Here is a 23,563-nt window from a genome sequence, read left to right as displayed (position 1 = left end):
CGGTACCTGCCCGGCGGGCGCCGTCACCGGACGGGCAGTCCGTCGGCCGCGAGGGCTTCCTTCGCCTGGCCGATGGTGAGGGTGCCGAAGTGGAAGACGCTCGCGGCGAGCACGGCGTCGGCGCCCGCCCGCACTGCCGGCGGGAAGTCCCCCGCGCGGCCCGCACCGCCCGAGGCGATGAGAGGCACGTCCGCCGCAGCACGGGCGGCGCGGATCAGCTCGAGGTCGAAGCCGCTGGTGGTGCCGTCGGCGTCCATCGAGTTCAGCAGGATCTCGCCGGCGCCGCGCTCCGCGGCCTCGGCGATCCAGGCGATCGCGTCGATGCCGGTGCCGCGGCGGCCGCCGTGGGTGGTGACCTCGAAGCCCGAGCCGGAGCGCGCGGGACCGTCGGGCGTCTCCTCGGTGACGCGGCGGACGTCGGCCGAGAGCACGAGCACCTGGTTGCCGAAGCGCTCGGCGATCTCGGTGATGACATCGGGCCTGGCGATGGCGGCGGTGTTCACGCCGACCTTGTCGGCTCCCGCGCGCAGCAGCTGGTCGACGTCCTCCACCGAGCGCACTCCCCCGCCCACGGTGAGCGGGATCAGCACCTGCTCGGCGGTGCGCCGCACGACGTCGAGCATGGTGCCGCGGCCGCTCGCCGAGGCGCTCACGTCGAGGAAGGTGAGCTCGTCGGCCCCCTCCTCGCCGTAGCGGCGGGCGAGCTCGACCGGATCGCCCGCATCGCGCAGGCCCTGGAAGTTCACGCCCTTGACGACGCGGCCGTCGTCGACGTCCAGGCAGGGGATGACGCGGACGGCGGGGCTCATGCGTCGATCCTCTCGCGGTCCAGCTCCTCGGCGCCCTCGATGATGAACTGCTTGCGCGGTGCGACGTCGCTGCCCATGAGCAGGTCGAACATCGAGGCGGCGGCCTCCGCGTCCTCGATGCGCACACGGCGCAGGGTGCGGTGGCGCGGGTCCATCGTGGTGTCGGCGAGCTGGTCGTCGTCCATCTCCCCCAGGCCCTTGTAGCGCTGGATCGGCTCCTTGTACCGCTTGCCGCGCTTGTCCAGGCTCTTCAGCAGGCGGTTCAGCTCGTTCTCCGAGTACGTGTAGACGTACTCGTTCTTCTTCTTGCCGCCGTGGATGATCTCCACGCGGTGCAGAGGCGGCACGGCGGCGAAGATCCGCCCGGCCTCGAGCATCGGACGCATGTAGCGGTGGAAGAGGGTCAGCAGCAGGGTGCGGATGTGGGCGCCGTCGACGTCGGCGTCGCTCATCATGATGATCTTCCCGTAGCGCGCCTGCTCGAGGTCGAAGGTGCGGCCGGACCCCGCGCCGAGCACCTGGATGATCGCGGCGCACTCGGTGTTCTTGAGCATGTCCGTGATGGAGGCCTTCTGGACGTTCAGGATCTTGCCGCGGATCGGCAGCAGCGCCTGGAACTCGGAGTTGCGCGCGTTCTTCGCGGTGCCCAGCGCGCTGTCGCCCTCGACGATGAACAGCTCGGAGCGCTCGACGTCGGTCGAGCGGCAGTCGGCGAGCTTGGTGGGCATCGTCGAGGACTCCAGGGCGTTCTTGCGGCGGGAGACCTCCTTGTGCATGCGCGCGGCGATACGGGCGCGCATCTCGGAGACCACCTTGTCGACGACGAGCGCTCCCTGCTCCTTCTCCTCCTTCTTCGTGGAGGTGAGGAAGCCGGTGAGCTGCTGCTCGACGACCTTGGAGACGATCTGGCGCACCGCCGGGGTGCCCAGCACCTCCTTCGTCTGGCCCTCGAACTGCGGCTCCTCGAGGCGCACGGTGACCACGGCGGTGAGACCGGCGAGCGCATCGTCCTTCTCGATCTTCTCGTTCTTCGCGTTGAACTTCACGCGGCGCGCCTGGTTCTCGACCTGCTTGCGCAGCGTCCTCAGCAGCGCCTGCTCGAAGCCCGAGGTGTGAGTGCCGCCCTTGGGGGTCGCCACGATGTTCACGAAGGACCGCAGGGTGGTGTCGTAGTCGGCGCCCCAGCGCAGTGCCACGTCGACCTCGCACGTGCGGTCGACCTCCTTGGAGACCATGTGGCCCTTGGAGTCGAGCACGGGGATGGTCTCCGTGTAGTCGCCGGTGCCCTGCAGGCGGATCACGTCGGTGATCTTCTGGTCCTGCGCGAGGTACTCGACGAACTCGGAGATGCCGCCGTCGTAGCGGAAGGACCGCTCCTCGTCCTGATCGGGGCTGCGCTCGGGCCGACGGTCCGAGATCGTGATCCCCAGGCCCGGCACCAGGAACGCGGTCTGGCGCGCGCGGCGCACGAGCTCCTCGCTCGAGAAGTGGGAGCCCTTGATGAAGATCTGGGGATCGGCCCAGTAGCGCACGCGGGTGCCGGAGACGCCGCGCTTGACCTTCCCGACCCTGCGCAGCTCGGCGGGGCCGTCGGCGGCGGTGAACGGGGCGTCGGGCCCCGGGCCGTCGGCGCCGTCGGCGAAGTCGCCCGGGACGCCGCGCTGGAAGCTCATGGCGTATGTGACCCCGGCGCGGTCGACCTCGACGTCCAGGCGGGCAGACAGCGCGTTGACGACGCTCGCGCCCACGCCGTGCAGGCCGCCCGAGGCCGCATAGGAGCCGCCGCCGAACTTCCCGCCGGCGTGCAGCTTCGTGTAGACGACCTCGACGCCCGTCAGGCCCGTGCGCGGCTCGGTGTCCACCGGCACGCCGCGCCCGGAGTCCCGGACCTCGACGGAGGCGTCCTCGTGGAGGATGACCTCGATGCCCTCGCCGTAGCCGCCCAGGGCCTCGTCCACGGAGTTGTCGAGGATCTCCCACAGGCAGTGCATGAGGCCGCGCGAATCGGTCGACCCGATGTACATGCCGGGGCGCTTGCGGACGGCCTCGAGGCCCTCGAGCACCTGCAGATGGCGGGCGTCGTAGGCGGCCTGCTTGGAGGCGGACTTCGCCGGGGCCTTCGTCGAGCGCTTCGCGGCGGGCTTCGCGGATGACGACGCGGAGCCCTCCTGGGACGGGGACTCGGCGGCCGGGGACTCGGAGGACGCGGTGGTGTCTGACACGCGCGTCATTCTACGGCGGCGAGCCCGACGACCAGGGCCGACGGGCGTCTCCGGCGTGGCGGGGCGCACGGGCGTTGCGCGGTGAGCGAACCGGAGGCGCGGATCACGCCGCCGACGCCCGCGCGGTGCTTGAATGTGGGGCATGAACACGACCGTCGAAGCCCCGCGACTGACCGCGCACGACCGCTGCGACCGCTGCGGTGCCCAGGCCTACGTCAAGGTCTCCCTCTCCGCCGGTGGCGAGCTGCTGTTCTGCGGGCACCACGCCCGCGCGCACGAGGACGCCTTCCGTCCGCTCGCCTCGGAGGTCATCGACGAGACCGAGCGCCTGCACGCTCGTCCGGTGCCGGTCGAGGACTGATCCCGCACACTCCCTGACTCACGAGGGCCCCGCATCCGCCGAGGATGCGGGGCCCTCGTGCGTCCGGTGGGTGCGATCAGCGCGTGCCGACCTCGCGCAGCGGGATCGGCACGCCGATCTCGGGGAGGACCGTCCGCACGCCGTCGACCTCGAGGCGCTCGGGGTGGAAGCCGTGCAGGGCGATCACGCGGGCGGGGGCGATCCGCTCGACGATCTCGCGCAGCGCGAGCGGGCCGGCATGTCCCGAGGAGCCGGCCGGCACCGTCGCGAGTCCGAAACGCTCGAGCCAGTCCTGCCACACGTCCCAGTCGCGCATGAACGGCCCCAGCGGCTCGCCCTGCGAATGGATCCAGGCGCTCGTGGGCCCCAGCGGGAGGTCGAGCAGGGAGGTGAAGTCCTCCGGGTCGATCTGGACGAGGAAGCGATCGGGGGATTCCAGGACCTCGTCGATGCCGACCGTCCGCGCCGCGCTCCGCTCGCGACCGGCGGCGAGCTCCCCCGCCCGGCGCTGGCTCCCGGACTGGGGCCGCGTCCCGTCCCAGGTGACGACGCCCCCGATCCCCATCGCGGTGAGCACGGCGGCGTGGCGTCCCGGCCACACGAGCGTGCGCCTGGCGTCGGCGGCGGCGCGGACGAGCAGCGCGGCGCGGTCGACGTCCCGCTCGTACGCACTCAGCAGCATGAGGTCCTCGCTGCCGGCCAGCGCCTCGGTGACCACGCGCGCGATCACCTCCTCGCTGCGGGGCTCGAGGGGCGGCGGGTCGAAGCTCAGCATCGTCGTCTCGCACACGAGCACGTCGGCCCCACGCGCGGCCTCGAGGAAGGCGCGCGTGTGCACCCCGTCCTCACGGTGCAGGTTCACGTCCCCGGTGTAGGCGAGGGCTCCGTCGGGGGCGCGCACGATGGTGCCGATCGCACCGCGCACGTCGTGGTCCACCCGGTGCACAGTGACGGCGAGGTCCGCGACGGCGACATCCTCCCCCTCCTCGATCGGAGTGAGACGAGCGGCGGTGCCCGGCGTCGTGGCACCCGCCTCCTCGAGCGCGCGATGCAGGGCGATCGTCTCGGGATGGGCGAGAACCCGGACCTCGGGCCGCAGGTGCGCCAGCAGCCCGTCGTGGTCGATGTGGGCGTGGGAGAGGATGACGACGAGCGGTCGGGGATCCTCGGCCGCGAGCGCCTGCACGTCCTGGGCGCCGGGGCCGACGGCGCGCAGCTCCTCCGGCGCGAACAGCCCGGCGATCCGCGGCGCGGCACCCAGGCGCAGGCGATCGGCGAGACCGTGGCCCTCGCGCACGCGGGTGCTCTCGCGCAGCAGGTCCGCCTCGCCCGGGATGTCTTCCCCGATGTCCAGCAGCACGCGGGCGCGCGCGGTGCTGATCAGGACCTTGGTGCCGCCGATGACGCGCACCCCGCCGTGGATCTCGATGCTCGTGCCCGTCGGATCGTCCATCTACTCGCTCCTCGTCGTCCCCGACTGCCCGGTCCCCCACCCGCTGACCCGGCCGCTCATCCGCGCACGGCCCCGTCGGTCGAGAAGGCGCCGCGCACGAAGTACTTCTGGAGGAACAGGAAGAGCAGGATCACCGGGATCGTCGTGAAGACGACCGCGGCGCTCATCCCGGTCCAGTCGTTGCCGTTCTCGGACTGGAAGGTCTGCAGCCCCACCTCGATGGGGCGCAGCTGATCGGACTTGGTCATGAAGTACGGCCAGACGAACGAGTTCCAGGACCCCATGAAGGCGTTCAGGCCCACGAGGATCATCGTGGGCACGGCGAGCGGTCCGGCGACCTGCGCGAGCATACGCACCGGGCCCGCGCCGTCGAGCTCGGCGGCCTCGAAGATCTCGGCGGGCAGGGTCTGGAAGAACTGCCGCAGCAGGAAGATGCCGAACACGGACGCGCCCCACGGGAGGATCTGGATCGCATAGGTGTCGTAGAGGCCCATCTTCTGAGCGAGCAGGAAGTTCGGGACCAGGAGCACCGTCTGCGGGACCATCATCACGCTCATCACCAGCAGGAACAGCACACCGCGGCCGCGGAACCTCATGCGTGCGAAGGCGAAGGCCGCGAGCAGTCCGGTGAGCAGCGTCAGGGCGACGACGCACACCGCGATGAAGACGGTGTTGGCGAAGTAGCGCGGCCAGGGCGCGGCCGCCCACGCCCGCGCATAGTTCTGCGCGGCGGCCTCGACGTAGTGGCCCCATTCGCCCGGGGGCCGTATCCGCGGCGGGAGCGTGTACACGTCGTCGGGCGAGGAGATCGAGGTGTACAGCGTCCACAGCAGGGGGAAGAGGAAGGCGAGCGCCGCGAGGACGGCGAGGACCGACAGCACCCGCTGGACGGGTCGGGGCCGACGGCGCCTGCGCGGGATCTCCTCCCCCGTGCTGTTGCGCAGCGTCGTGCTCGTGCTGCTCATCGGCTCACTCGCCTCCTCGTCCCTCGTGTCGCCTGTGGGCCGTGTGGTCCTCGTGGTCCCTGCCCGCGCCGCCTCAGCCCAGCGCCTAGGCCTTCTTCTGCGCGTCGGCGAGGGCGTCGGCCGGCTTCGCCTTGCCCTGCAGGGCGTCCTGCAGGGCGACCGAGAGCAGGCCCGAGGCCTCGGTGACGCTCGTGACCGGCGGCAGGGCGCGCGCGGTGTCGAGCTGCTTGACGGCGTCGGTGATCCACGGGCGCTCCTCGACGACCTTCTTCATGGCGTCCTGCTCGAGGGAGGCGGAGCTGACAGGGAGGTAGCCGGTGGCGGCCGCCCAAGAGGCCTGCTGCTCCGGCGTGGTGATGAACTGCATGAACTCCCAGGCGGCGGCGCGCTCCTGATCGCTCGCATCGGCGAACAGGACGATGTTGGTGCCGGCCAGCTGGTTCGCCGCACCGGAGGGCCCCTCCGGGAGGGCGCTCACGCCCATCTCGAACTTCCCGCCGACAGCCTGCTCGTTGAACGGGAACGAGGCCACGGAGGAGACGTCGAAGGCCCCCTTCTCGGCGCCCAGGGCCTCCTGGCCGGGATAGCCCGAGGCGATCGCGAGCGCGCCCGCGTCCTTGAGGTCCACGAGGTACTCGAGGGCCTTCACGCAGCCGTCCTCGGAGAACTGCGGCGTGCCGTCGTCGGCGAAGACCGTGCTGCCCATGGACTCGGCGAGGATCTCGTAGAGGGCCGTGCCGCCGGCGGGCCCCTTGGCGCTGCCGGGGTCGATGGACAGGGCGACCACGCCGTCCTTCGAGACGTCCTTGCTGACCTTCGCGAAGTCGTCCCAGGTCTTCGGCTCCTCCTTCACCATCTCCGCGTTGCGGTAGACGACCACGACGGACTTGTTGAAGGGCCACATCCAGATCTTGCCGTCGGTGAGCTGCATGTCCTTCTTCACGGCCTCGGCGAAGTCCGCGTAGTCCTCGTCGGCCTCCGCGTACGCGTCCAGGGGCACGATGACCTTCGAGTCGGCGTACTCGCTGGCCCAGTTGCCGTAGGCCTGGGCGATCGTGGGCGCACTGCCGGCGCCGACCTGCGCCTTGGTCTTGGTCTGCAGGGTGCCGTAATCGGGCTGGTCCTGCAGCTCGATGGTGACGTTCGGATGGTCCTTCCCGAAGTCGGAGACGATCTTCTCGAGCGCGGTCTTCTGATCGCCCGAGGCCATGGCGTGCATGAACGTGATGGTGGTCTTCGCGTCGGGGTCGAAGGACGGCACGGCGTCGCTGCCGGAGTCGTCGCCGTCGCCGGAGCCGGAGGATCCGGACGAGCAGGCGGCGAGGGCCAGAGCGCTCGCCGAGGCGGCGGCGCCGGCGAGGACGGTGCGGCGCGTGGGCGCCGATGAGATGCGGGACGAGATGCTGTGTGCGGTGCGGGCGGAGGTGCGGCGCATGACGGTCATCGGGTTCTCCTGGGTGAGAGTGCGGGTGGGCACGGCGGGGCGATGAGTGGCAGAGGTCGTCGGGAGCGGGGTGGTCGAGGGCACGGCGGGCCGGTCGGCGGAGGACGGCCGATCATCGCGAGAGCCTCGCGGAGATCCGCAGCTGGATGATCGAGAGCACGAGGGTGATGAGGAACAGCACCACCGCGAGCGCCGCCCCGTAGCCGGTGTTCCCGAGCACGAACGCCTGCTGGTAGAGCTGGAAGCCGATCGTGGAGGTCGAGTAGCCGGGTCCGCCGCCGGTGAGCACGAAGAACTGGGTGAAGGCCTGCAGGGACGAGATCGAGGAGATGATCACGACGAACGCCACGTACGGGATGAGCTGCGGAAGGGTGACCCGGCTGAACTCCTGCCAGGGGTTCGCGCCGTCGACCTTCGCCGCTTCGGACAGCTCCCCGCTGGTGGTCATCAGTCCGCCCACGAACACGAGGACCAGGAACCCGACCTCGTGCCAGACGGAGTAGACGATGATCGAGAGCATCGCGTAGCGGGAGTCGCCCAGCCAGTCGATCACCGGCAGGTGCAGGAGCGAGAGGACCCCGTTGGCGAGTCCGAAGCGCGGGTTGAAGATCCACAGCCAGATGAGGGCCGTGGCGACCCCCGGGGCGATGTAGGCGAGGAAGAAGCTGGTGCGGGCGGCCGCCATGAGCTTCGAGCCGCGCCGCACCAGCAGGGCGAGCAGCAGGGCGAGGATCGTGCCGACCACGACGTTGGCGATCACGAAGTAGCAGGAGACGCCGAAGGTCTGCCAGAACGACGGGTTGGTGCTCCCCGAGAGCATGTCCCGGTAGTTGCCCAGCCCGATGAACTCGCTCATCGCGGGGTTCAGCTGGTTCCAGTCGAAGGTCGAGACCCGGAAGGTGTACAGCGTCGGGAAGATCGTCCAGATCCCGAAGATCGCGATGGCGGGGGCGACGAACAGGTAGGCGATCGGAGAGGTCAGGGCGCGGCGGGCACGGCTGCGGCGGCGGGCGGGGCCGGTGCGGGGCGCGGGGTTCCCCGGCCGGCCGGCGCCGGTCCGCGGGAGCGTCTGCGGAAGGGAGCTCTCACTCGTCGACATGGCCGCTCACCACCTCGAGGATCCGGTCCTGGACGGCTCCCGCGCCCTCGCCGAGCCGGCGCTCGAGGGCCCCTCCGAGCGCCTCGACGAGCGCATGCTGCGCAAGCCGCGAGGGGCTGTGGAACTCGTCCTGGTAGTGACGGTGCGGGAGCGGCGTGATGTGGGTGCGGCCGACGGCCTGCTCCAGCGGGGTGCCCAGGAAGGCGGTCAGCGCGATGGTGCGCGCACCCGCTCCCGCGGCCGCGCGCACGCAGCGCAGGGTCTGGGCGTTCACGCCGGAGGCGGAGATCGCCATGCAGAGGTCCTCGGGGCCCAGCGCGGCCGCGGCGATCTCCGCGTCCAAGGGGTCGGCCGGCGAGATCACGGTGAGCCCCAGGCGCAGCAGACGGGCGCTGAGCGCCGCGCCCACGGATGCGCTCAGTCCGCCGGCGACCACGAGCACCCGGCGGGCGGCGGCGAGCTCGGCGACGGTGCTCTGCAGCGGCTCCTCCTCGAGCATGTCGGTGGCCTGCACGGTCTGCTCGGCGAGGGCGCGGGCCGCGCCGATCACCGTGTCCGGGGATTCCTGGGCGCCGCTTCGCTCGCCGGCCGCGTCGCGCACCGCGAGCACCCGCAGCTGCTGGAAGCCGGTGTAGCCGAGGCGCTGGCAGGTCCGCACGACGCTCGCCCGGGACGTGCCCGAGAGCTCTGCGACCTGCGCGGTGGACAGCTCCGGGAGCTCCTCGGCATGGGAGACGAGCACGCGCGCCACCTGCTCCTCGGCGGGGCCCAGGGTGGGCGCGGCGGCCGCGAGGCGGGAGGCGAGCGTGGGGGCGCTCGCGCGGTTCGACGGCCGTGCGGTGCTCATCGGGCGAGGTCCCGGCTGGGGGCGAACGCCTCGGCGTCGGCGGCGAAGCGGCGCAGGGCGGGCAGCAGCTCGGACAGATGGTGGCCCCGCTGGACGGCCAGGGCCTGCGGAGGCAGCGCGCTGTCCCCCCACGCGCCGGTGATGAGCATGCCCACGGCACCGAGCCCGACGGCGGGAGCGACGTCGTTGCGCCAGTTGTCGCCGATCGAGACGAGATGGTGGGCGGGCTCGTCGCCGAGGAGGACGCGCAGGTGCTCGGGCATCCGGGAGGGCTTCTTCGCGCCGACGACGATCTGGTCGAAGCGTCCCCGCACGCCCAGGTGGACGAGGGTCTCGTCCATGCCGACGGCCGGCGAGTTCGTCAGCAGAACGCGTCGCACCCCGACCCCGGCGAGCTCGTCCAGGAGGGCGATCAGGCCTTCCGGGGGTCGCACGCCCAGATCGTCGTGGACGAGCCGGCGCCGGGAGTCGAGGTAGGCCTCGGAGAGCTCGTCACCGAGGATCGGCCGGGCGAGCGCGGCGAGGGCGACGTAGGCGTCGGCGTGGTGGTCGGACGAGCGGCCAGCCATCCAGTCCTCGAACCGGGAGCGGACGCTGCGTGCGTCGGCCGCGAGCATGCGGGCGCAGGCGGCCTCGGCGTAGGCGAGGACGGGACCGTCGCCCAGGCACACCGTCCCGTCGAAGTCGAAGACGACGACGGGGCCTGCGGCGGGGTGCAGGGAGGTCGACAGCGGCGGGGTGTCCGGGATCACGGTGCGAGCCTAGGCCGCGCTGGAACGGATGACCAGGCTTTCCGGAACATCCGGAACGGATGTTCGTCGGGTGTTCACGCCCCGTCCGCGGCGCCGTGCGTCCGCGGCGCCGTGCACGCGACGTGCACGACGGCCCGGCACCTGCGGGAGGTGCCGGGCCGTCGACCGCTGAGGAGGGGCTCAGTCGAGGTAGTCGCGCAGGACCTGAGAGCGCGAGGGGTGGCGCAGCTTGCTCATGGTCTTCGACTCGATCTGGCGGATCCGCTCGCGGGTCACGCCGTAGACCTTGCCGATCTCGTCGAGCGTCTTGGGCTGGCCGTCCTCGAGGCCGAAGCGCATGGAGACCACACCGGCCTCGCGCTCGGAGAGGGTGTCCAGCACCGAGTGGAGCTGCTCCTGGAGGAGGGTGAAGCTCACCGCGTCCGCGGGCACGATCGCCTCGGAATCCTCGATCAGGTCACCGAACTCGCTGTCGCCGTCCTCGCCGAGCGGGGTGTGCAGCGAGATGGGCTCGCGCCCGTACTTCTGGACCTCGACGACCTTCTCGGGGGTCATGTCGAGCTCCTTGGCGAGCTCCTCCGGGGTGGGCTCTCGGCCCAGGTCCTGGAGCATCTGGCGCTGCACGCGGGCGAGCTTGTTGATCACCTCGACCATGTGCACGGGGATGCGGATGGTGCGGGCCTGGTCGGCCATGGCGCGGGTGATCGCCTGACGGATCCACCAGGTCGCGTAGGTCGAGAACTTGTAGCCCTTGGTGTAGTCGAACTTCTCGACCGCACGGATGAGGCCCAGGTTGCCCTCCTGGATGAGGTCCAGGAAGAGCATGCCGCGGCCAGTGTAGCGCTTGGCGAGGGAGACCACGAGTCGCAGGTTCGCCTCGAGCAGGTGGTCCTTGGCGGCGCGGCCGTCCTCGACGATCATGCCGAGCTCGCGGCCCTTCTTGGTGCGCACGATGCTCTCGTCGCGCTTGAGGAGCTGCTCGGCGAAGAGGCCGGCCTCGATGCGCTCGGCGAGCTCGACCTCCTGGGCGGCGTTCAGCAGTGCGACCTTGCCGATCTGCTTCAGGTAGTCCTTGACCGGGTCGGCGGTGGCGCCGGCGGTCACGACCTGCTGGGCCGGGGAGTCGTCCTCGGAGGAGTCGATGACCAGGCCGCCGGACTCCTCGTCCGACTTCTGGTTCGCCTTGTGGACGCCCTTGGGGTCCTTCTCCTCGGTCTCCTCGCCCTCCTCGGGCGCCTGCTCGTCCTCCGCGGTCGCCTCGAGGTCGTCCTCCGGCGCCGCCTCCGTCGCCTTCGAGGCCGACTTCTTCTTGCCGGTGGTGCCGCCCGCGGCACTCTTGGCGGCCGTCTTCTTCGCGGCCGTCTTCTTCGCGGGGGCCTTCTTGGTGGACTTCGCGGACGAGGTCGCCGCCTTCCCCTTCACGGGCGCGGCGTCCTTCGCGTCATCGGTCACGGCGGTCTTGTCGTCGACGGTGGTGTGCGAAGCAGTCACTGAGTTCCTTCTTCCGCCGGTCCTTCGCAGGGCCGGACCGGTGTCTCGCGGGCGAACGATGGTGCACGGGCCGATGCACCACCCGACCCGAAGGATACCTGCGTGAGGGCGCACGAAGGGGCGGTGCCGTCAAGCCTCGGGGAGTGCAACGACGCCCCCTCGGGATCTATTCCCGTGTGACGGAGGTCTCCGCGAAGGGGCGCGATCCGCGGCGCTCCGGGGCCCTCGGTGCTGCGAGGGCCCCCGGGCTCAGGCGGCGATCGCGTCGGCGTGCTTCACGGCGAGGACGGGGCACGTGCTCTCGAGGACCACCCGCCGAGCGGACGCCCCGAGGTTGAGCTTGCCGATGCGGGACTTGCGACGCAGCCCGATCACGATCAGGCGGGCGTCGGTCTCGTGCACGACCTGCAGCAGGAAGTCGCCCACGTCGAGGTCCTCCCCCGTGCGGACCTCGACCTGCGGCGGTTCGGCGATGCCCAGGGCATCGATCGCGGCGCCGACGGACTCCGCATCGGCGATGGCCCGTCCGGCCTCGGGGTCGTGGTACGCATGGGACGCGACGACGAGGGTGTCCCCGCCCCGCTTCGCCTCCCGGGCCGCGGCGGCGAGCGCCGCGTCCCCCTGGGCTGACGGGGAGTATCCGACGACGACGCTCATGGAGCACCCGGACCCTTCTGTCGGGACGTCCTGGCCGGTGGGCCCGCATCTGCGGTCCTGCCTGCCGGCCGCGGGACGCCGATGGCGTGGCTGGATCTGGAGCCTAACCCTCCAGGAGGTCGGCGATCCACTCGCGCAGCGAGGGGTGGGGCAGCAGGAAGCCGTCATGGCCCTGCGGGCTGTCGATCACGTGGTGGTGCACGTCGGGGATCTCCCGGGCGGCCTCGGCCACGAGCTCGGGCGGGAAGAGACGATCGCTCGAGATCGCGACCAGGAGTGTGCGTGCCTGCACGCGATGCAGGGCGGCGGCAGTGCCGCCCCTGCCACGGCCCACGTCGTGGGTGCTCATGGACTCGGCGAGGCGCACGTAGGAGTTCGCGTCGAAGCGGCGGGAGAGCTTGTCCGCGTGGTGGTCGAGGTAGCTGGTGACCTGGTGGCGACCCCCGTCGAGCACGTCCTCCTCCCCCTGGGAGCGGTTGGAGAAGCGCTCCTCGAGCTCGGTTCCGGTGCGATAGGTGATGTGGGCGATGCGGCGCGCCGCGCCGAGCCCCTGGTGCGGGCCCTCGCCGTCGGAGCGGTCGTAGTAGTCCCCGCCGTAGAAGCCGATGTCGGCGCGGATCGCGGCGATCTGGGCGCTGTTCCAGGCGATCTGGTCGGCGCTCGCCCGGGCGGACGAGGCGATCACGGCCAGTCGCTCCACCTGCTCGGGCGCGCTCACCGCCCACTCGAAGGCGCGCATGCCGCCCATGGAGCCGCCGATCACGAGCGCCCAGTTCTCGACGCCGAGCTGCGCGGCCAGGAGCTGCTCCGCGGTGACCAGGTCGCGCATGGTGACCTGCGGGAAACGCGCTCCCCAGGGGCGTCCGTCAGGGGCGGCGGTGCTCGGTCCCGTGGAGCCCTGGCAGCCTCCCAGGGCGTTGGGGGCGACGACGAAGAAGCGATCGGTGTCCACCGCGCGTCCCGGGCCCACGAGATCGCTCCACCAACCGGCCGTCGCGTGGGAGGGCCCCGCCTCGCCGATCACGTGGGAGTCCCCGGTGAGGGCGTGGAGAACGAGCACCGCGTTGGAGCCGTCGGGAGCGAGCTCGCCCCAGGTCTCGAAGGCCAGCTCGACGTCGTCGAGGCGCTCGCCGGATTCGAGCTCGAGCGCGCCGACCCGGGCGAAGCGCCGGTGGCCCGGTCCGTGCTCCGGTCGCCAGGCGCCCGACGCGGGGACCTCGGGACCTGAGCCGTGGGCCGGCGATCCCGCCGGAGCGGCCGACGTGCTCGGGGCGGTCGAGGCGGTCATGCGATGCGCCCTCCAGGTGTCGTGGTGGTCGGGTTCCGTGCTCTCGCCCGGCGCCGTCCGCCGGGCGAGCGGCCCCGGGCCGCCTCAGGCGGTCGCGGGCCTCCAGGCGGGGCGGACCCTGGCGCGGGCGATCTGCAGTAGGAAGAGTGCCAGAACCTCGTCCTCCCCGCGCATCTCGATCTCCTGCGCGAGATCGTCGGCGGTCGCGAACCGGTGGTTCCACCAGGACAGGACGGCGAGCGCCGTCCCCAGTGCGGTCCAGGCGCCGGCGCTCGCCCCGACCATCGGGGCGCTCCCCGTCCCCTCGCATGCCATCCGCATCGCAAGGAGGGCCTCGAACCATTCCCCACCTGCACAGATGCGGGATGCGGGCCGGAGCGAAGGGTCGGCGGCGAGCCGCGCGACGAAACGCACCAGCCCCTCGATCCCGCCGTCCTCGCCCTCCTCCTCGAGGCCCGAGAGGACGTGCAGGAGCGAGAGCGCGGCGTCGGGCGCGGCGAGCAGATCCCGCATCCCGGCGAGCCGTTCACAGTGCGACATCGAGAGGTCGTCTCCCCCGGATCCCGGGGCCTCCCCGGTGCCGGGGACCTCCCCGGCGACGGCTCCCGGGATGCGCGCACGTCGCAATGCGCCCAGCAGGGCATGCCAGCGGGCAGACGTCTCGAAGGCGCCGGGTCGGGACCCCGGCACGCCCTCCCCGGAGGCGACATCCCGGAGGGCGTCCCCGATCATCCGCATCTCGCGCTCGGCGGCGGGATCGTCCTCGGGGACCCGGCGTCCGGCATGGATCTCCTGGACGCCGACGAGGGTGTCACGAGGGTGCGTCAGCGGCCCCGGCCACTCGAGGACGCGAAGGGCGAAGGCGCCGTCGTCCTCCGGGGTGAGGGCGAAGGATTCCGCGCACCCGCCTGAGACCACCCAGGCCTCGGGGACGTCGAACCCGTCGGGCCCGCGCAGAGCCGCCGCGCGCACCACCTCCAGGGCGATCCTGCGGGCGTCGTCGGTCCGGGACTCCTCGACCGATTCCCATCCGTCCCCCGCGAGCACGAGCACGAAGGCGCCGTCGCAGCCCGCGCGGTCCAGGAGCGCGAGATGCCGCGGCACGTCCACGCCTCCCGGCCCGTCGCCCACGTCCCGCAGGGCGATGCGCGTGGCCAGGGGCGAGAGGCGGCGGCCACTGTGGCCGATCATCACCAGGCAGTCGCGCGGCACGCAGCCGAGCGTCACGCGCGCCTCGGCGAGGAGCTCGGAGGGGTCGTCCGCCCGCAGGGTGCGCGGGGGCGGATCCGCCGGGTCCGGCACCGAGGGCGGAGGCGGCGGAGAAGACGCACTCCTCGCGCACGACGCAGCGAGCCCCTTCGAGGTGCGCGCGGAGGCGCCTGACGACGGATCGGAGGGGACGCGGTGGGCAGGGGTTGTGCTCATGCACCGAGCGTCCCCGCCTGCGCTCGCCGAGACCACGCCGCCGGTCGGATTGGGGACAAGTCCGCGCTGGGGAGGACCGGCGAGCGACGGGGAGGGGACGATGGGGAGGGGACGATGGACCCCTCGAGGTGACCCGGGACAGGAGGGAGCGCGATCCTCCCGCCTGCGGACATGGGAGGATCTGGGGGTCCCGCCGAAGGAGCAGCCCCTGATGACCCGTTCCGATCTCCCGTCCGCCACGAGCCCGCTCGACGCGCGCTTCCATGAGGTGCTGCAGCAGGTGCTGACCGGTGAGCTCGACGCGCGACGCGCTCAGCTCACGGCGATCGCCCCCGAGGCCGCCGGGCTCGTGGACTCCCTGCGCGCCTTCCTCGTGGGAGGCAAGCTGCTGCGCCCGCGCCTGTGCTTCGGCGCGGCGCGCGCGTGCTCGACGTCGGCCGAGGACCCGGAGGAGCTGCTCGCCCTGGCCCGCCTCGGCGGCGCGATCGAGCTTCTCCAGGCGGCCGCCCTGCTGCACGACGACCTCATCGACCGCTCCCCCACCCGTCGCGGCCGCCCCGCCGTGCATGTGGAGATGGCGGATCGGCATCGCGCCGAGGGACTGCGCGGCGAGGCGGAGCGCTTCGGCGGCGCCGTCGCGATCATCCTCGGCGATCTCGCGCTGAGCTGGGCGCGCGACCTCGCGGATGTCGACGCCGTCCCCGGGGCGCAGGCGCGCATGCGGGACGCGCGCGCCCAGTTCTCCTCGCTCGCGACGGAGGTCATGACCGGCCAGTTCCTCGACGTCCTGCATCAGGAGGGAGGCTTCCGCTCCCCCGCCGACGACGAGGCGGCGGCGCTCGCCGTGATCCGCTGGAAGACGGTCTCCTACTCCGTGCGGCGCCCGGTGCTCATGGGTGCCGCGCAGCAGGGCGCGGACGCCGCGGTGCGCGAACGGCTCGACGCCTGGTCGGAGGCGGTCGGCACGGCCTTCCAGCTGCGCGACGACCTGCTCAGCGTGGTCGGCGACGAGCACGCGACGGGCAAGCCCACCGGAGGCGACGTCCGCGAGGGCAAGCGCACCGTCCTCCTCGCGCGCACGCGGTCGGCCGCGTCGGCCCGCCAGGACGCACGGGGGCTGGACCTGCTGGACCGGGTGGTGGGGCGCGAGGACGCCGACGACGACGAGATCGAGGCCGTCCGCGACCTCATGCGCTCGACGGGCGCGGTCTCCTCCGTCGCCGCGGACATCCGCGCGCTGTCAGCGCGCGCAGAGGCGGTGCTCGCCGACGCTCCCGGCCTCGAGGAGGAGGGGCGCGAGGGCCTCGCACGACTCGGCCGTGCGGCGACCGAGCTCACCGGCCTCGACGTCGGCCGCTAGGAGCGACCGAGAGCCGGCGCGCCACGCGGGCGCGGGCTCCCCGCAGCGTGGGACCCGGGCGGCAGCCCCCGATCGGATCAGAAGCCGAGCGCCTGGGCGCGGCGGCGGACCTCTCCGCGTCGGCCGGCGCGCAGCTCGTCGATGGGACGGCCGGGCAGGGAGTCGTCCGGGGTGAAGAGCCAGCGCAGCAGCTCCTCGTCCGAGAAGCCCGCGTCGCGCAGCACGGTGATGGTGCCCGCGACGTAGGGCGTGAGCTCGCCGTCCTTGATGAGCTCGGCGGGCACGCAGCGGACCTTCGGCGTACCACGGCGGATCTCGACGAGCGAGCCGTCGTCGACCATGCGCCGCACGGCCGACACCTCGACGCCGAGCTCCTCGGCCGCGTCGGGCAGCGGCAGCCAGCTGCCGATCAGATCGTCCAGGGAGGACTCGGGGGTCTCGTGCTGTGCGCTCACCCCTCAAGGGTGCCACGGCCCGCGGGCTCCGGCCGACAGCCTGAGCGCATCCTGAGTGCTCGTGTCGCTGCGTGGCGCGGTGCACGCACGGCCGTACAGTGAGCCTCGTGAGCGCGCCTGCCACTTCCCCTGACACCGGCGTGCTCCTCGACGACCGCTATGCCGTCGAGGAGCTGATCGCCCGCGGCGGTATGGCCACGGTCTATCGCGGACATGACGAACGTCTTGACCGCACCGTGGCCCTCAAGATCATGCATCCGCACCTCGCCGTCGACGAGCAGTTCCGCCGCCGCTTCGCCCGCGAGGCCCGCAGCGCGGCCCGGCTCGCCCATCCGCACGTGGTCGGAGTGTTCGACCAGGGCGAGGACGGGGACCGCATCTACCTCTCGATGGAGCTCATCGAGGGCGGGACGCTGCGCAACCGCATCACCGAGGCCGGGCGGCTGACCGTGCGCGAGGCCCTCGAGGACACCGAGCAGATCCTCGAGGCGCTCGACGCCGCGCACACCGCGGGCATCGTGCACCGCGACATCAAGCCCGAGAACATCCTGCTCGCCCCCGGCGGATCGGTGAAGGTCGCCGACTTCGGGCTGGCGCGCGCCATCGGCACCGCGAACACCTCGGCCAGCAGCACCCTGCTGGGGACCGTCGCCTACATCAGCCCCGAGGTCGTCACCCGCGGGCACTGCGATGCGCGCAGCGACCTGTACTCGCTGGGCGTGGTCCTCTACGAGATGCTCACCGGCGTCCAGCCGTACACCGGCGAGCAGGCGGTGCACATCGCCTTCCAGCACGTGCACGAGGACATGCCCGCGCCGTCGGCCCGGGTCTCGACCGTCCCCCGCGAGGTGGACTCCCTGGTGACCTGGGCGTGCGCGCGCGATCCGCAGCACCGGCCCCGTGGGGCCGGTGATCTGCTCGCGGGCGTCCGCGACCTCCTGCGCACCCTGCCCGCCGCGGTGCTCGACGCCGCGCCGTCCGAGCTCCACGACGTCGACACCCAGGACGTGCCGCGCCTGACCGCGCACCTGGACGACGTTGACCTCGCCGGCGAGGCCGCCGCCCGCGCCTTCCCGCTCGCCGCCCGTCTCGAGGCGGACCACGTTCCGGACGCGGGCGGGGGCGCCGCCGACGGGGGCGCCGCAGATGGGGGCGATGCGGACACGGCCGCGGACGACGAGGACGGACCGGCCCGGGTCGACCAGCACGGAGAGGACGACGCATCCTCCACGGAGGACGCCGGAGCGTCGTCCCGCGAGGTGGCCCTCCCCGCGGTGCGCCCGCGCCGCGGCCGGCATCTCGACCGGCCGCTGCGCGGCACCTCGCGCGGTCTGCGGGCGGCGGCCGTGCTCGCCGTCGTCGGCTCGCTCGCCGCGGGCGGAGCGAGCGCCGGCCACTGGTACCTGCACGAGGGGCCCGGTGGGGATCGCACCGTCCCCGCCCTCGCGGGCACCGACCTCGATGCGGCCGACGCCTCCCTCACCTCGCAGGACCTCGAGACGGCCACGAGCGAGGCGTTCAGCGACTCCGTGCCCGCCGGGCACGTGATCTCCTCGACCCCCGCGGCCGGGACCCTCCTGAAGAGGGACGAGAGCGTGAAGCTCGTCGTCTCCAAGGGCGTGCAGACGTTCCCCGTCCCCACCGTCACCGGGAAGAGCCTCGCGGACGCGAAGAAGGCCGTCGAGGACCAGGGGCTCACCCTCGTCCAGGACGAGGGCGAATACTCCGAGAAGGTGCCCTCCGGCCAGGTGATCTCCCAGTCCGCGGCGCAGGACGCCCTCCCCGAGGGCGGCGAAATGCACGTGGTCGTCTCCAAGGGCCGCGTGCCGATCTCGATCCCGGACCAGACCGGGCGCAGCGAGGACCAGGCGCGCAGCGCCCTCGAGGACGCGGGCTTCACCGTGACCACGTCCACGAAGCACTCGGACGTCGCCAAGGGCAAGGTCGCCTCCCAGTCGCCGGCGGGCGGCAGCGGGCACCGCGGGGACACGGTGCAGCTCGTGATCTCCTCGGGACCGGAGATGGTGAAGGTGCCGAACGTCTTCAACAAGAGCGAGAAGGACGCGAAGGCGGCCCTGACGAAGGCCGGCTTCACGCCCAAGGTCCAGTACGACCGCGGAGCGCCCGTGCTGGGCACCGTCTACGCGCAGTCGACCAACGGCGGCGAGAAGGCCGCGAAGGGCTCGACCATCACGATCTCGGTGTTCTGAGACGGCAGGAGGGCCGACGGCTCCCCGCCGGCCCTCCTGCCGTCCTGCCGTGTCGTTCAGCGACGCCCGGCGCGATCCGCGGTCCTCAGCGGGCGTCCTGGCCGAGCATCTCGGCGACGAGGAAGGCGAGCTCGAGGGACTGCTGGTGGTTCAGGCGGGGGTCGACGAGCGTCTCGTAGCGGCGCTCGAGGCCCGCCTCGTCGATGTGTCCGGTGCCGCCGAGCACCTCGGTGACGTCGTCGCCCGTGAGCTCCATGTGCAGACCCGCCGGGACCGTGCCCAGCGCCCGGTGGACCTCGAAGAACCCGCGGACCTCCTCGAGGATGTCCTCGAAGCGCCGCGTCTTGTAGCCGTTGGACGAGGTGATCGTGTTCCCGTGCATGGGGTCGGTGACCCACGCGGGGGTGGCCCCCGCGTCGCGCATGCCCTCGACGAGGCCGGGCAGCACGTCGCGGATCTTCCCCGCGCCCATCCGGGAGATGAACGTGATGCGCCCGGGCTCGCGCTCGGGGTCGAGGGCGTCGATGAGGCGCAACGCGTCGTCCACGGTCGAGCTCGGACCGAGCTTCACGCCGATGGGGTTGCGCAGACGCGACATGAACTCGACGTGCGCGCCGTCGAGCTGACGAGTGCGCTCGCCGATCCACAGGAAGTGGCCCGAGCAGCCGTAGATCTCGCCGGTGCGGGAGTCGATGCGGCTCATCGCCTCCTCGTAGTCGAGCAGCAGCGCCTCGTGCGAGGCGTAGTACTCGACGCTCTGGAGAGCCTCGAAGTCGGCCCCGATGGCCTCCATGAAGCGCACGGCCTTGTCGATCTCGCGGGCGATCTGCTCGTAGCGGTCGTAGCCGGGGCCGCGCACGAAGCCCTGGTTCCAGCTGTGCACCTCGCGCAGGTCGGCGAAGCCTCCGCTGGTGAAGGCCCGCATGAGGTTCAGGCTCTGGGCGCTCGTGGTGTACATCTCCCACAGGCGCTGCGGATCGGGGCGGCGCGCCTCGGGGGTGAAATCGAAGCCGTTGACGGCGTCGCCGCGGTAGGTGGGCAGGGTGAGGCCGTCGCGGGTCTCGATGTCCGACGAGCGCGGCTTGGCGAACTGGCCGGCCATCCGCCCCATCTTGATCACGGGCACGGACGCGCCGTAGGTGAGGACGGCCGCCATCTGCAGGATCGTGCGGATCTTCGCGCGGATGCGGTCCGCCGTGGAGTCCGCGAAGGTCTCGGCGCAGTCGCCGCCCTGCAGCAGGAACGCCTCCCCGCGCGCGGCATCGGCGAGGCGCGAGCGCAGCACGTCGACCTCGCCGGCGAAGACCAGCGGCGGGGCGGCGCGGAGACGGTCGAAGACACTGGCGCGCTCGCCCTCGTCGGGCCACGACGGCTGCTGCACCCGGGGATACTCGCGCCAGGTCCCGAGCGCGGCGAGCTCCTCGCTCGTCGAGGACAGGGAGAAGGCGTGGGCGCGGGCCGGTGTGTGGTGCGTCGTGGAGGTCACCGGGTCACCCTACCGAGAACCCGGCTCCCTGCGCGCGGGCGCCCGTGCGCGGGATCCCGCCGCGCGGATCGTGCATGGAGGCACGACGGGGAGGGGAAGAGCGGCAGGGCCGACGGGGCCGGTGTCCGACGGGGTCAGCGGGAGGCGCGCGTCGTCGGCGGGGCGGCCTCGCCCCGCGCGAGCGCGGCCTTGACGTCGGCCGCATAGGTGTCGACGTAGTCCTGCCCGGTGAGCTGCTGGACGTGCAGCATGAGCCGGTCGGTGAGCGTGCGCGCGGCCTGCGGGTCCGCGCGTGCCGCCTCGAGGTCGCCGAGCACCTCGGCGGGGTCGATCGGGGCGCCGACGAGCACCTCGATGCGCGGGCGCCGGCGCGGGACGATGCGCCGCCCGCGCTGGGCCTCGAAGCTGCCGAGCATGCCGATCGGGACCAGCGGGGCCCCGGTCGCGATCGCGAGCCGCGCCGCCCCGGTCTTGCCGCGGTGCAGGCGCCCGTCGGGGCTGCGGGTCCCCTCGGGATAGATGCCCAGCAGCTCCCCGCTGCGCAGAATCCGCAGGCCCGCCTCGATCGCTCCCTCCGAGGCGCTGCCCCCGGTGCGGTCCACGGGCATCACGCCCAGGGAGCGCATGAGGCGTCCGAAGCCGCGGGAGGCCAGGGAGGTGCCGGAGAAGAAGTCGGCCTTGGCCAGGAAGTGCACGGTGCGCCGGACCTGGGCGGGCATGAAGACGGTGTCCGCGCCGGAGAGATGGCTGCTGGCGAGGATCGCAGGGCCCTCATCGGGGATGTGCTGGACGCCGGAGATCCGCGGCGCGTAGACCACGCGCAGCACGGCGGCGACCACGGGCTTCGCGACCTCGTAGAGCATCGGCGGTGTCCTCGTCGATCGTTCTGTCCTCGGGCTGGCCCCATCGGTGCGGGCCAGGTGCGACCATGGGGCCATGGCCTTCAGCGAGCTGTCCCAGCCGTGGCGGAGCGCGCCCCACTCTAACCCGGCGGGCGGTCTCCTCCTGTGCCACGGCTTCACTGGGACGCCGCACGCCGTGCGCCCCTGGGCCGCGGACGCCGCAGCCCACGGCTGGGACGTGCGCGCCCCGCTGCTGCCCGGGCACGGCAGCACCTGGCAGGAGATGTCGGCCTCCACCTGGCAGGACTGGTACCGGGCCGTGCGCGAGAGCGCCCTGGAGCTGCAGCGCGAGCACGGCACGATCGCCGTGGGCGGGATCTCCATGGGAGGGACGCTCGCCGCCGCGCTCGCCGAGGACCCCGCCGTCGCACCGCGCATCGGCGCACTGGTCCTGGTCAACGCCGCGATGGTCGACTCCCCCGTCTGGGCCGTCGCACCCGTGCTCTCCCGCCTCGTGCCCTCCATCGGCGCGATCGCTGGGGACATCCGCCGCGAGGGCGTCATCGAGGAGGCCTACGACCGCACCCCACTGCGCGCCGTCGGCGAGCTCCGAGCCCTCGTGCGCCGCACCCGCGCGGGCCTCGGCCGGATCACCGCGCCCGCCCTCGTGGCGGTCTCCCCGCAGGACCGCACGGTCCCGCCGCGCTCGAGCGATGTGATCGCCTCCCGCACCGCGGGCCCCGTGGAGAGGATGACGCTGGGCGCGAGCGGGCATCTGGCGACCCTCGACCACGACGCCGAGGATCTCTTCGCCCGGTCCCGCGCCCACCTCAAGCGCTGGGTGCCGACGAGCACGGAGGAGGGCCGATGAGCACGCCGAGCACCCCGGCTCCGGAGCCGGAGGAGGCGGGCGACGAGGGCGGTCGCCGCGACTTCGACGAGGAGTTCGCACGGATCGTGGACGCCGAGGGGATCGCCCCGCGGCCGGAGATCCGTTCCGCGCCGACGCCTGAGAGCGCAGACACCCCCGAGGACCCGGAGGACCCCGAGGACGAGGTGCTGCTCGGGGACTTCGAGCCCCCGGACCCTGATCTGCCCCAGGCCTCGGACTACGCGGTGTGGTCCTGGACCGCCCTCCTCGGAGGCGTCCTGCTCGCGCTGCTGGCCGCCGTGCTCGACTCGATCCCGACATGGGCGGGCGCGCTCGGCGGCATCGCCGCCGTCGGCGGCCTGGTGGCGCTGATCGCCCGTGTCCCGCCGGACCGTTCCGACCCGACGGACGGCGCGCAGGTCTGAGCGGGCTCAGGCGTCCTGGCGGGCGAGGTCGGCGGCGCCGATCATGCCCGCGCCGTTGCCCGTGCGGGCCACTGCGAAGCGGGCGAGCGGGCGGTGCCCGCGTGCGACGAGCTCGGAGGCGTACGCGGTGCGGGCGGGGTCCAGCAGCAGGTCCCCGGCGCTGCTCACGCCCCCGCCGACCACGAAGATCTCGGGATCCAGCACGGCGCTGAGGCTCGCTGCGCCGTAGCCGAGCCAGTGGCCGAGCTCGGCGAGCAGCGCGAGCGCCCCCTCGTCACCCTCCTGGGCGGCATGGGTGACCATGGGCCCGTCGATCGCGGAGGCGTCCCCGCCCGCGCGCTTCAGCAGCGGCGCGTACAGCGGTTCGGAGGAGACGGCGCGGGCACGGGCGGCGCGCACGAGCGCCGTGCCCGAGGTGTACTGCTCGAGGCAGCCGCGGCGGCCGCATCCGCACCACTGGCCCTCGGGCACGAGGTTCATGTGGGCGACCTCGCCCGCGAAGCCCCCGCTGCCGCGCACCAGGCGGCCGTCGAGGACGAGCGCGCCGCCCAGCCCCGTGCCCACGGTGAGCATGAGCATGTCGGCGGCGTCCTGGGCGGCGCCGAAGCGGAACTCCGCCCAGCCCGCCGCGTTGGCGTCGTTCTCGACGACGACCGGGAGGTCGATCCGCCCCTCGATGTCGTCGGCGATCGCGGCATCGCGCCAGGCCAGGTTCGCCGCGAAGACGATCGTGCGGCGGTCGGCGCCCACGAACCCGGCCGCGCCGATACCGACCGCGGCCACCTCGTGGTCCTCGCGCAGCTCGTGCACGGCGTCCACGACCGCGGACTGGATGAGGTCCTGGTCCGTGGCCGGGGTCACGCGCCGGGTGCTCGCGACGATCCGTCCCTCCTCGTCCACGACGCCTGCGGCGATCTTCGTGCCGCCGATGTCGACGCCGATCGAGTGCATGGGACCCCTTCCGGTCTGTGCGGTGCGCGCGAGCAGCGCGGTGTGCATGGTGGACGCGGCTGGTGTCGCCGGGAGCGCCGCGGGAAGCGGCCCCGCGCTCCGCCGCGCCCGCCCATCGTACGGTCTCGCCTGCCGTAGGATGCAGGCCAA

The 23,563-nt window shown here is 72.7% G+C and carries 21 protein-coding genes; 5 read left to right on the top strand and 16 right to left on the bottom strand.

All coding sequences use genetic code 11. The features are described from left to right. Window positions 1–23: 23 nt before the first annotated feature. Window positions 24–809, bottom strand: coding sequence for an imidazole glycerol phosphate synthase subunit HisF (gene hisF / locus I8D64_RS00445; RefSeq protein ID WP_200500563.1), 786 nt, complete (start codon window positions 807–809; stop codon window positions 24–26). Then, complete coding sequence (locus I8D64_RS00440; RefSeq protein WP_425490262.1) at window positions 806–2,872, bottom strand: DNA gyrase/topoisomerase IV subunit B; 2,067 nt, start codon at window positions 2,870–2,872, stop codon at window positions 806–808. The genes hisF and I8D64_RS00440 overlap by 4 nt, the downstream gene beginning before the upstream one ends. Window positions 2,873–3,173: 301 nt before the next feature. Here I8D64_RS00440 and I8D64_RS00435 point away from each other — a divergent pair, with 301 nt between their 5' ends. Continuing rightward, complete coding sequence (locus I8D64_RS00435) at window positions 3,174–3,392, top strand: DUF7455 domain-containing protein (RefSeq protein ID WP_152353098.1); 219 nt, start codon at window positions 3,174–3,176, stop codon at window positions 3,390–3,392. Between the two features lie 76 nt (window positions 3,393–3,468). Here the strand turns inward: I8D64_RS00435 and I8D64_RS00430 are convergent, their stop codons facing one another. The 10 genes from I8D64_RS00430 to I8D64_RS00385 all read right to left on the bottom strand — a co-directional run bounded on the left by I8D64_RS00430 (window position 3,469) and on the right by I8D64_RS00385 (window position 14,813). Further along, window positions 3,469–4,845, bottom strand: coding sequence for an MBL fold metallo-hydrolase (locus tag I8D64_RS00430; RefSeq protein WP_200500561.1), 1,377 nt, complete (start codon window positions 4,843–4,845; stop codon window positions 3,469–3,471). Window positions 4,846–4,901: 56 nt separating this feature from the next. Further along, window positions 4,902–5,810 (bottom strand): carbohydrate ABC transporter permease, encoded by a 909-nt coding sequence (locus I8D64_RS00425; RefSeq protein ID WP_200500560.1) that lies wholly within the window; start codon window positions 5,808–5,810, stop codon window positions 4,902–4,904. Between the two features lie 85 nt (window positions 5,811–5,895). Beyond that, window positions 5,896–7,287, bottom strand: a complete 1,392-nt coding sequence (locus tag I8D64_RS00420; protein ID WP_200500559.1) for an extracellular solute-binding protein — start codon at window positions 7,285–7,287, stop codon at window positions 5,896–5,898. A gap of 79 nt (window positions 7,288–7,366) precedes the next feature. Beyond that, entirely contained in the window at window positions 7,367–8,353 is a 987-nt protein-coding gene (locus I8D64_RS00415) for a carbohydrate ABC transporter permease (protein WP_200500558.1), read from the bottom strand. Continuing rightward, a complete protein-coding gene (locus I8D64_RS00410; protein WP_200500557.1) occupies window positions 8,340–9,200 on the bottom strand; it encodes a MurR/RpiR family transcriptional regulator in 861 nt (286 codons plus the stop codon). Before I8D64_RS00410 ends, I8D64_RS00415 begins: the two co-directional genes overlap by 14 nt. Next, window positions 9,197–9,952, bottom strand: coding sequence for a haloacid dehalogenase-like hydrolase (locus I8D64_RS00405; protein WP_200500556.1), 756 nt, complete (start codon window positions 9,950–9,952; stop codon window positions 9,197–9,199). The genes I8D64_RS00410 and I8D64_RS00405 overlap by 4 nt, the downstream gene beginning before the upstream one ends. Before the next feature lie 180 nt (window positions 9,953–10,132). Continuing rightward, a complete protein-coding gene (locus tag I8D64_RS00400) occupies window positions 10,133–11,443 on the bottom strand; it encodes an RNA polymerase sigma factor (protein WP_200500555.1) in 1,311 nt (436 codons plus the stop codon). Between the two features lie 249 nt (window positions 11,444–11,692). Next, entirely contained in the window at window positions 11,693–12,100 is a 408-nt protein-coding gene (locus I8D64_RS00395; RefSeq protein ID WP_200500554.1) for a universal stress protein, read from the bottom strand. 103 nt (window positions 12,101–12,203) lie between these two features. Then, window positions 12,204–13,388: a homoserine O-acetyltransferase MetX gene (gene metX, locus I8D64_RS00390; protein ID WP_200500553.1), complete on the bottom strand. Its 1,185-nt coding sequence runs from the start codon at window positions 13,386–13,388 to the stop codon at window positions 12,204–12,206. 84 nt (window positions 13,389–13,472) lie between these two features. Continuing rightward, window positions 13,473–14,813 carry a hypothetical protein gene (locus tag I8D64_RS00385; RefSeq protein WP_200500552.1) on the bottom strand — a complete coding sequence of 447 codons (1,341 nt, stop codon included), beginning with the start codon at window positions 14,811–14,813 and terminating at the stop codon, window positions 13,473–13,475. 211 nt (window positions 14,814–15,024) lie between these two features. On the opposite strand from I8D64_RS00385, the gene I8D64_RS00380 reads away from it, so the two are divergent. Then, on the top strand, window positions 15,025–16,173 hold the full coding sequence (locus tag I8D64_RS00380) for a polyprenyl synthetase family protein (protein WP_200500551.1): 1,149 nt from the start codon (window positions 15,025–15,027) through the stop codon (window positions 16,171–16,173). Between the two features lie 77 nt (window positions 16,174–16,250). On the opposite strand, the gene I8D64_RS00375 is transcribed toward I8D64_RS00380, so the two are convergent. Next, window positions 16,251–16,628, bottom strand: coding sequence for an Rv2175c family DNA-binding protein (locus tag I8D64_RS00375; RefSeq protein ID WP_343068366.1), 378 nt, complete (start codon window positions 16,626–16,628; stop codon window positions 16,251–16,253). Between the two features lie 107 nt (window positions 16,629–16,735). Between I8D64_RS00375 and I8D64_RS00370 the strand changes: the two genes are divergently transcribed. Next, on the top strand, window positions 16,736–18,838 hold the full coding sequence (locus I8D64_RS00370; RefSeq protein ID WP_343068365.1) for a protein kinase domain-containing protein: 2,103 nt from the start codon (window positions 16,736–16,738) through the stop codon (window positions 18,836–18,838). Between the two features lie 85 nt (window positions 18,839–18,923). Here the strand turns inward: I8D64_RS00370 and I8D64_RS00365 are convergent, their stop codons facing one another. Both I8D64_RS00365 and I8D64_RS00360 read right to left on the bottom strand, forming a co-directional pair. Next, a complete protein-coding gene (locus I8D64_RS00365) occupies window positions 18,924–20,276 on the bottom strand; it encodes a class II 3-deoxy-7-phosphoheptulonate synthase (RefSeq protein ID WP_200501209.1) in 1,353 nt (450 codons plus the stop codon). A gap of 182 nt (window positions 20,277–20,458) precedes the next feature. Beyond that, entirely contained in the window at window positions 20,459–21,187 is a 729-nt protein-coding gene (locus I8D64_RS00360; RefSeq protein WP_200500549.1) for a lysophospholipid acyltransferase family protein, read from the bottom strand. A 73-nt stretch (window positions 21,188–21,260) separates the two neighbouring features. Between I8D64_RS00360 and I8D64_RS00355 the strand changes: the two genes are divergently transcribed. Together I8D64_RS00355 and I8D64_RS00350 are read left to right on the top strand one after the other, a co-directional pair. Beyond that, window positions 21,261–22,037 carry an alpha/beta hydrolase gene (locus tag I8D64_RS00355; protein WP_200500548.1) on the top strand — a complete coding sequence of 259 codons (777 nt, stop codon included), beginning with the start codon at window positions 21,261–21,263 and terminating at the stop codon, window positions 22,035–22,037. After that, entirely contained in the window at window positions 22,034–22,462 is a 429-nt protein-coding gene (locus I8D64_RS00350) for a hypothetical protein (RefSeq protein WP_200500547.1), read from the top strand. The genes I8D64_RS00355 and I8D64_RS00350 overlap by 4 nt, the downstream gene beginning before the upstream one ends. A 6-nt stretch (window positions 22,463–22,468) precedes the next feature. On the opposite strand, the gene I8D64_RS00345 is transcribed toward I8D64_RS00350, so the two are convergent. Continuing rightward, window positions 22,469–23,413 (bottom strand): ROK family glucokinase, encoded by a 945-nt coding sequence (locus I8D64_RS00345; protein WP_200500546.1) that lies wholly within the window; start codon window positions 23,411–23,413, stop codon window positions 22,469–22,471. Between the last annotated feature and the right edge of the window lie 150 nt (window positions 23,414–23,563).

The sequence above is a fragment of the Brachybacterium halotolerans genome (assembly GCF_016623465.1).
In the GTDB taxonomy this organism is placed as follows: domain Bacteria; phylum Actinomycetota; class Actinomycetes; order Actinomycetales; family Dermabacteraceae; genus Brachybacterium; species Brachybacterium halotolerans.
The sequence above is the reverse complement of the archived record's forward strand: the minus strand, read 5'-3'. Positions and strand labels throughout refer to the sequence as shown.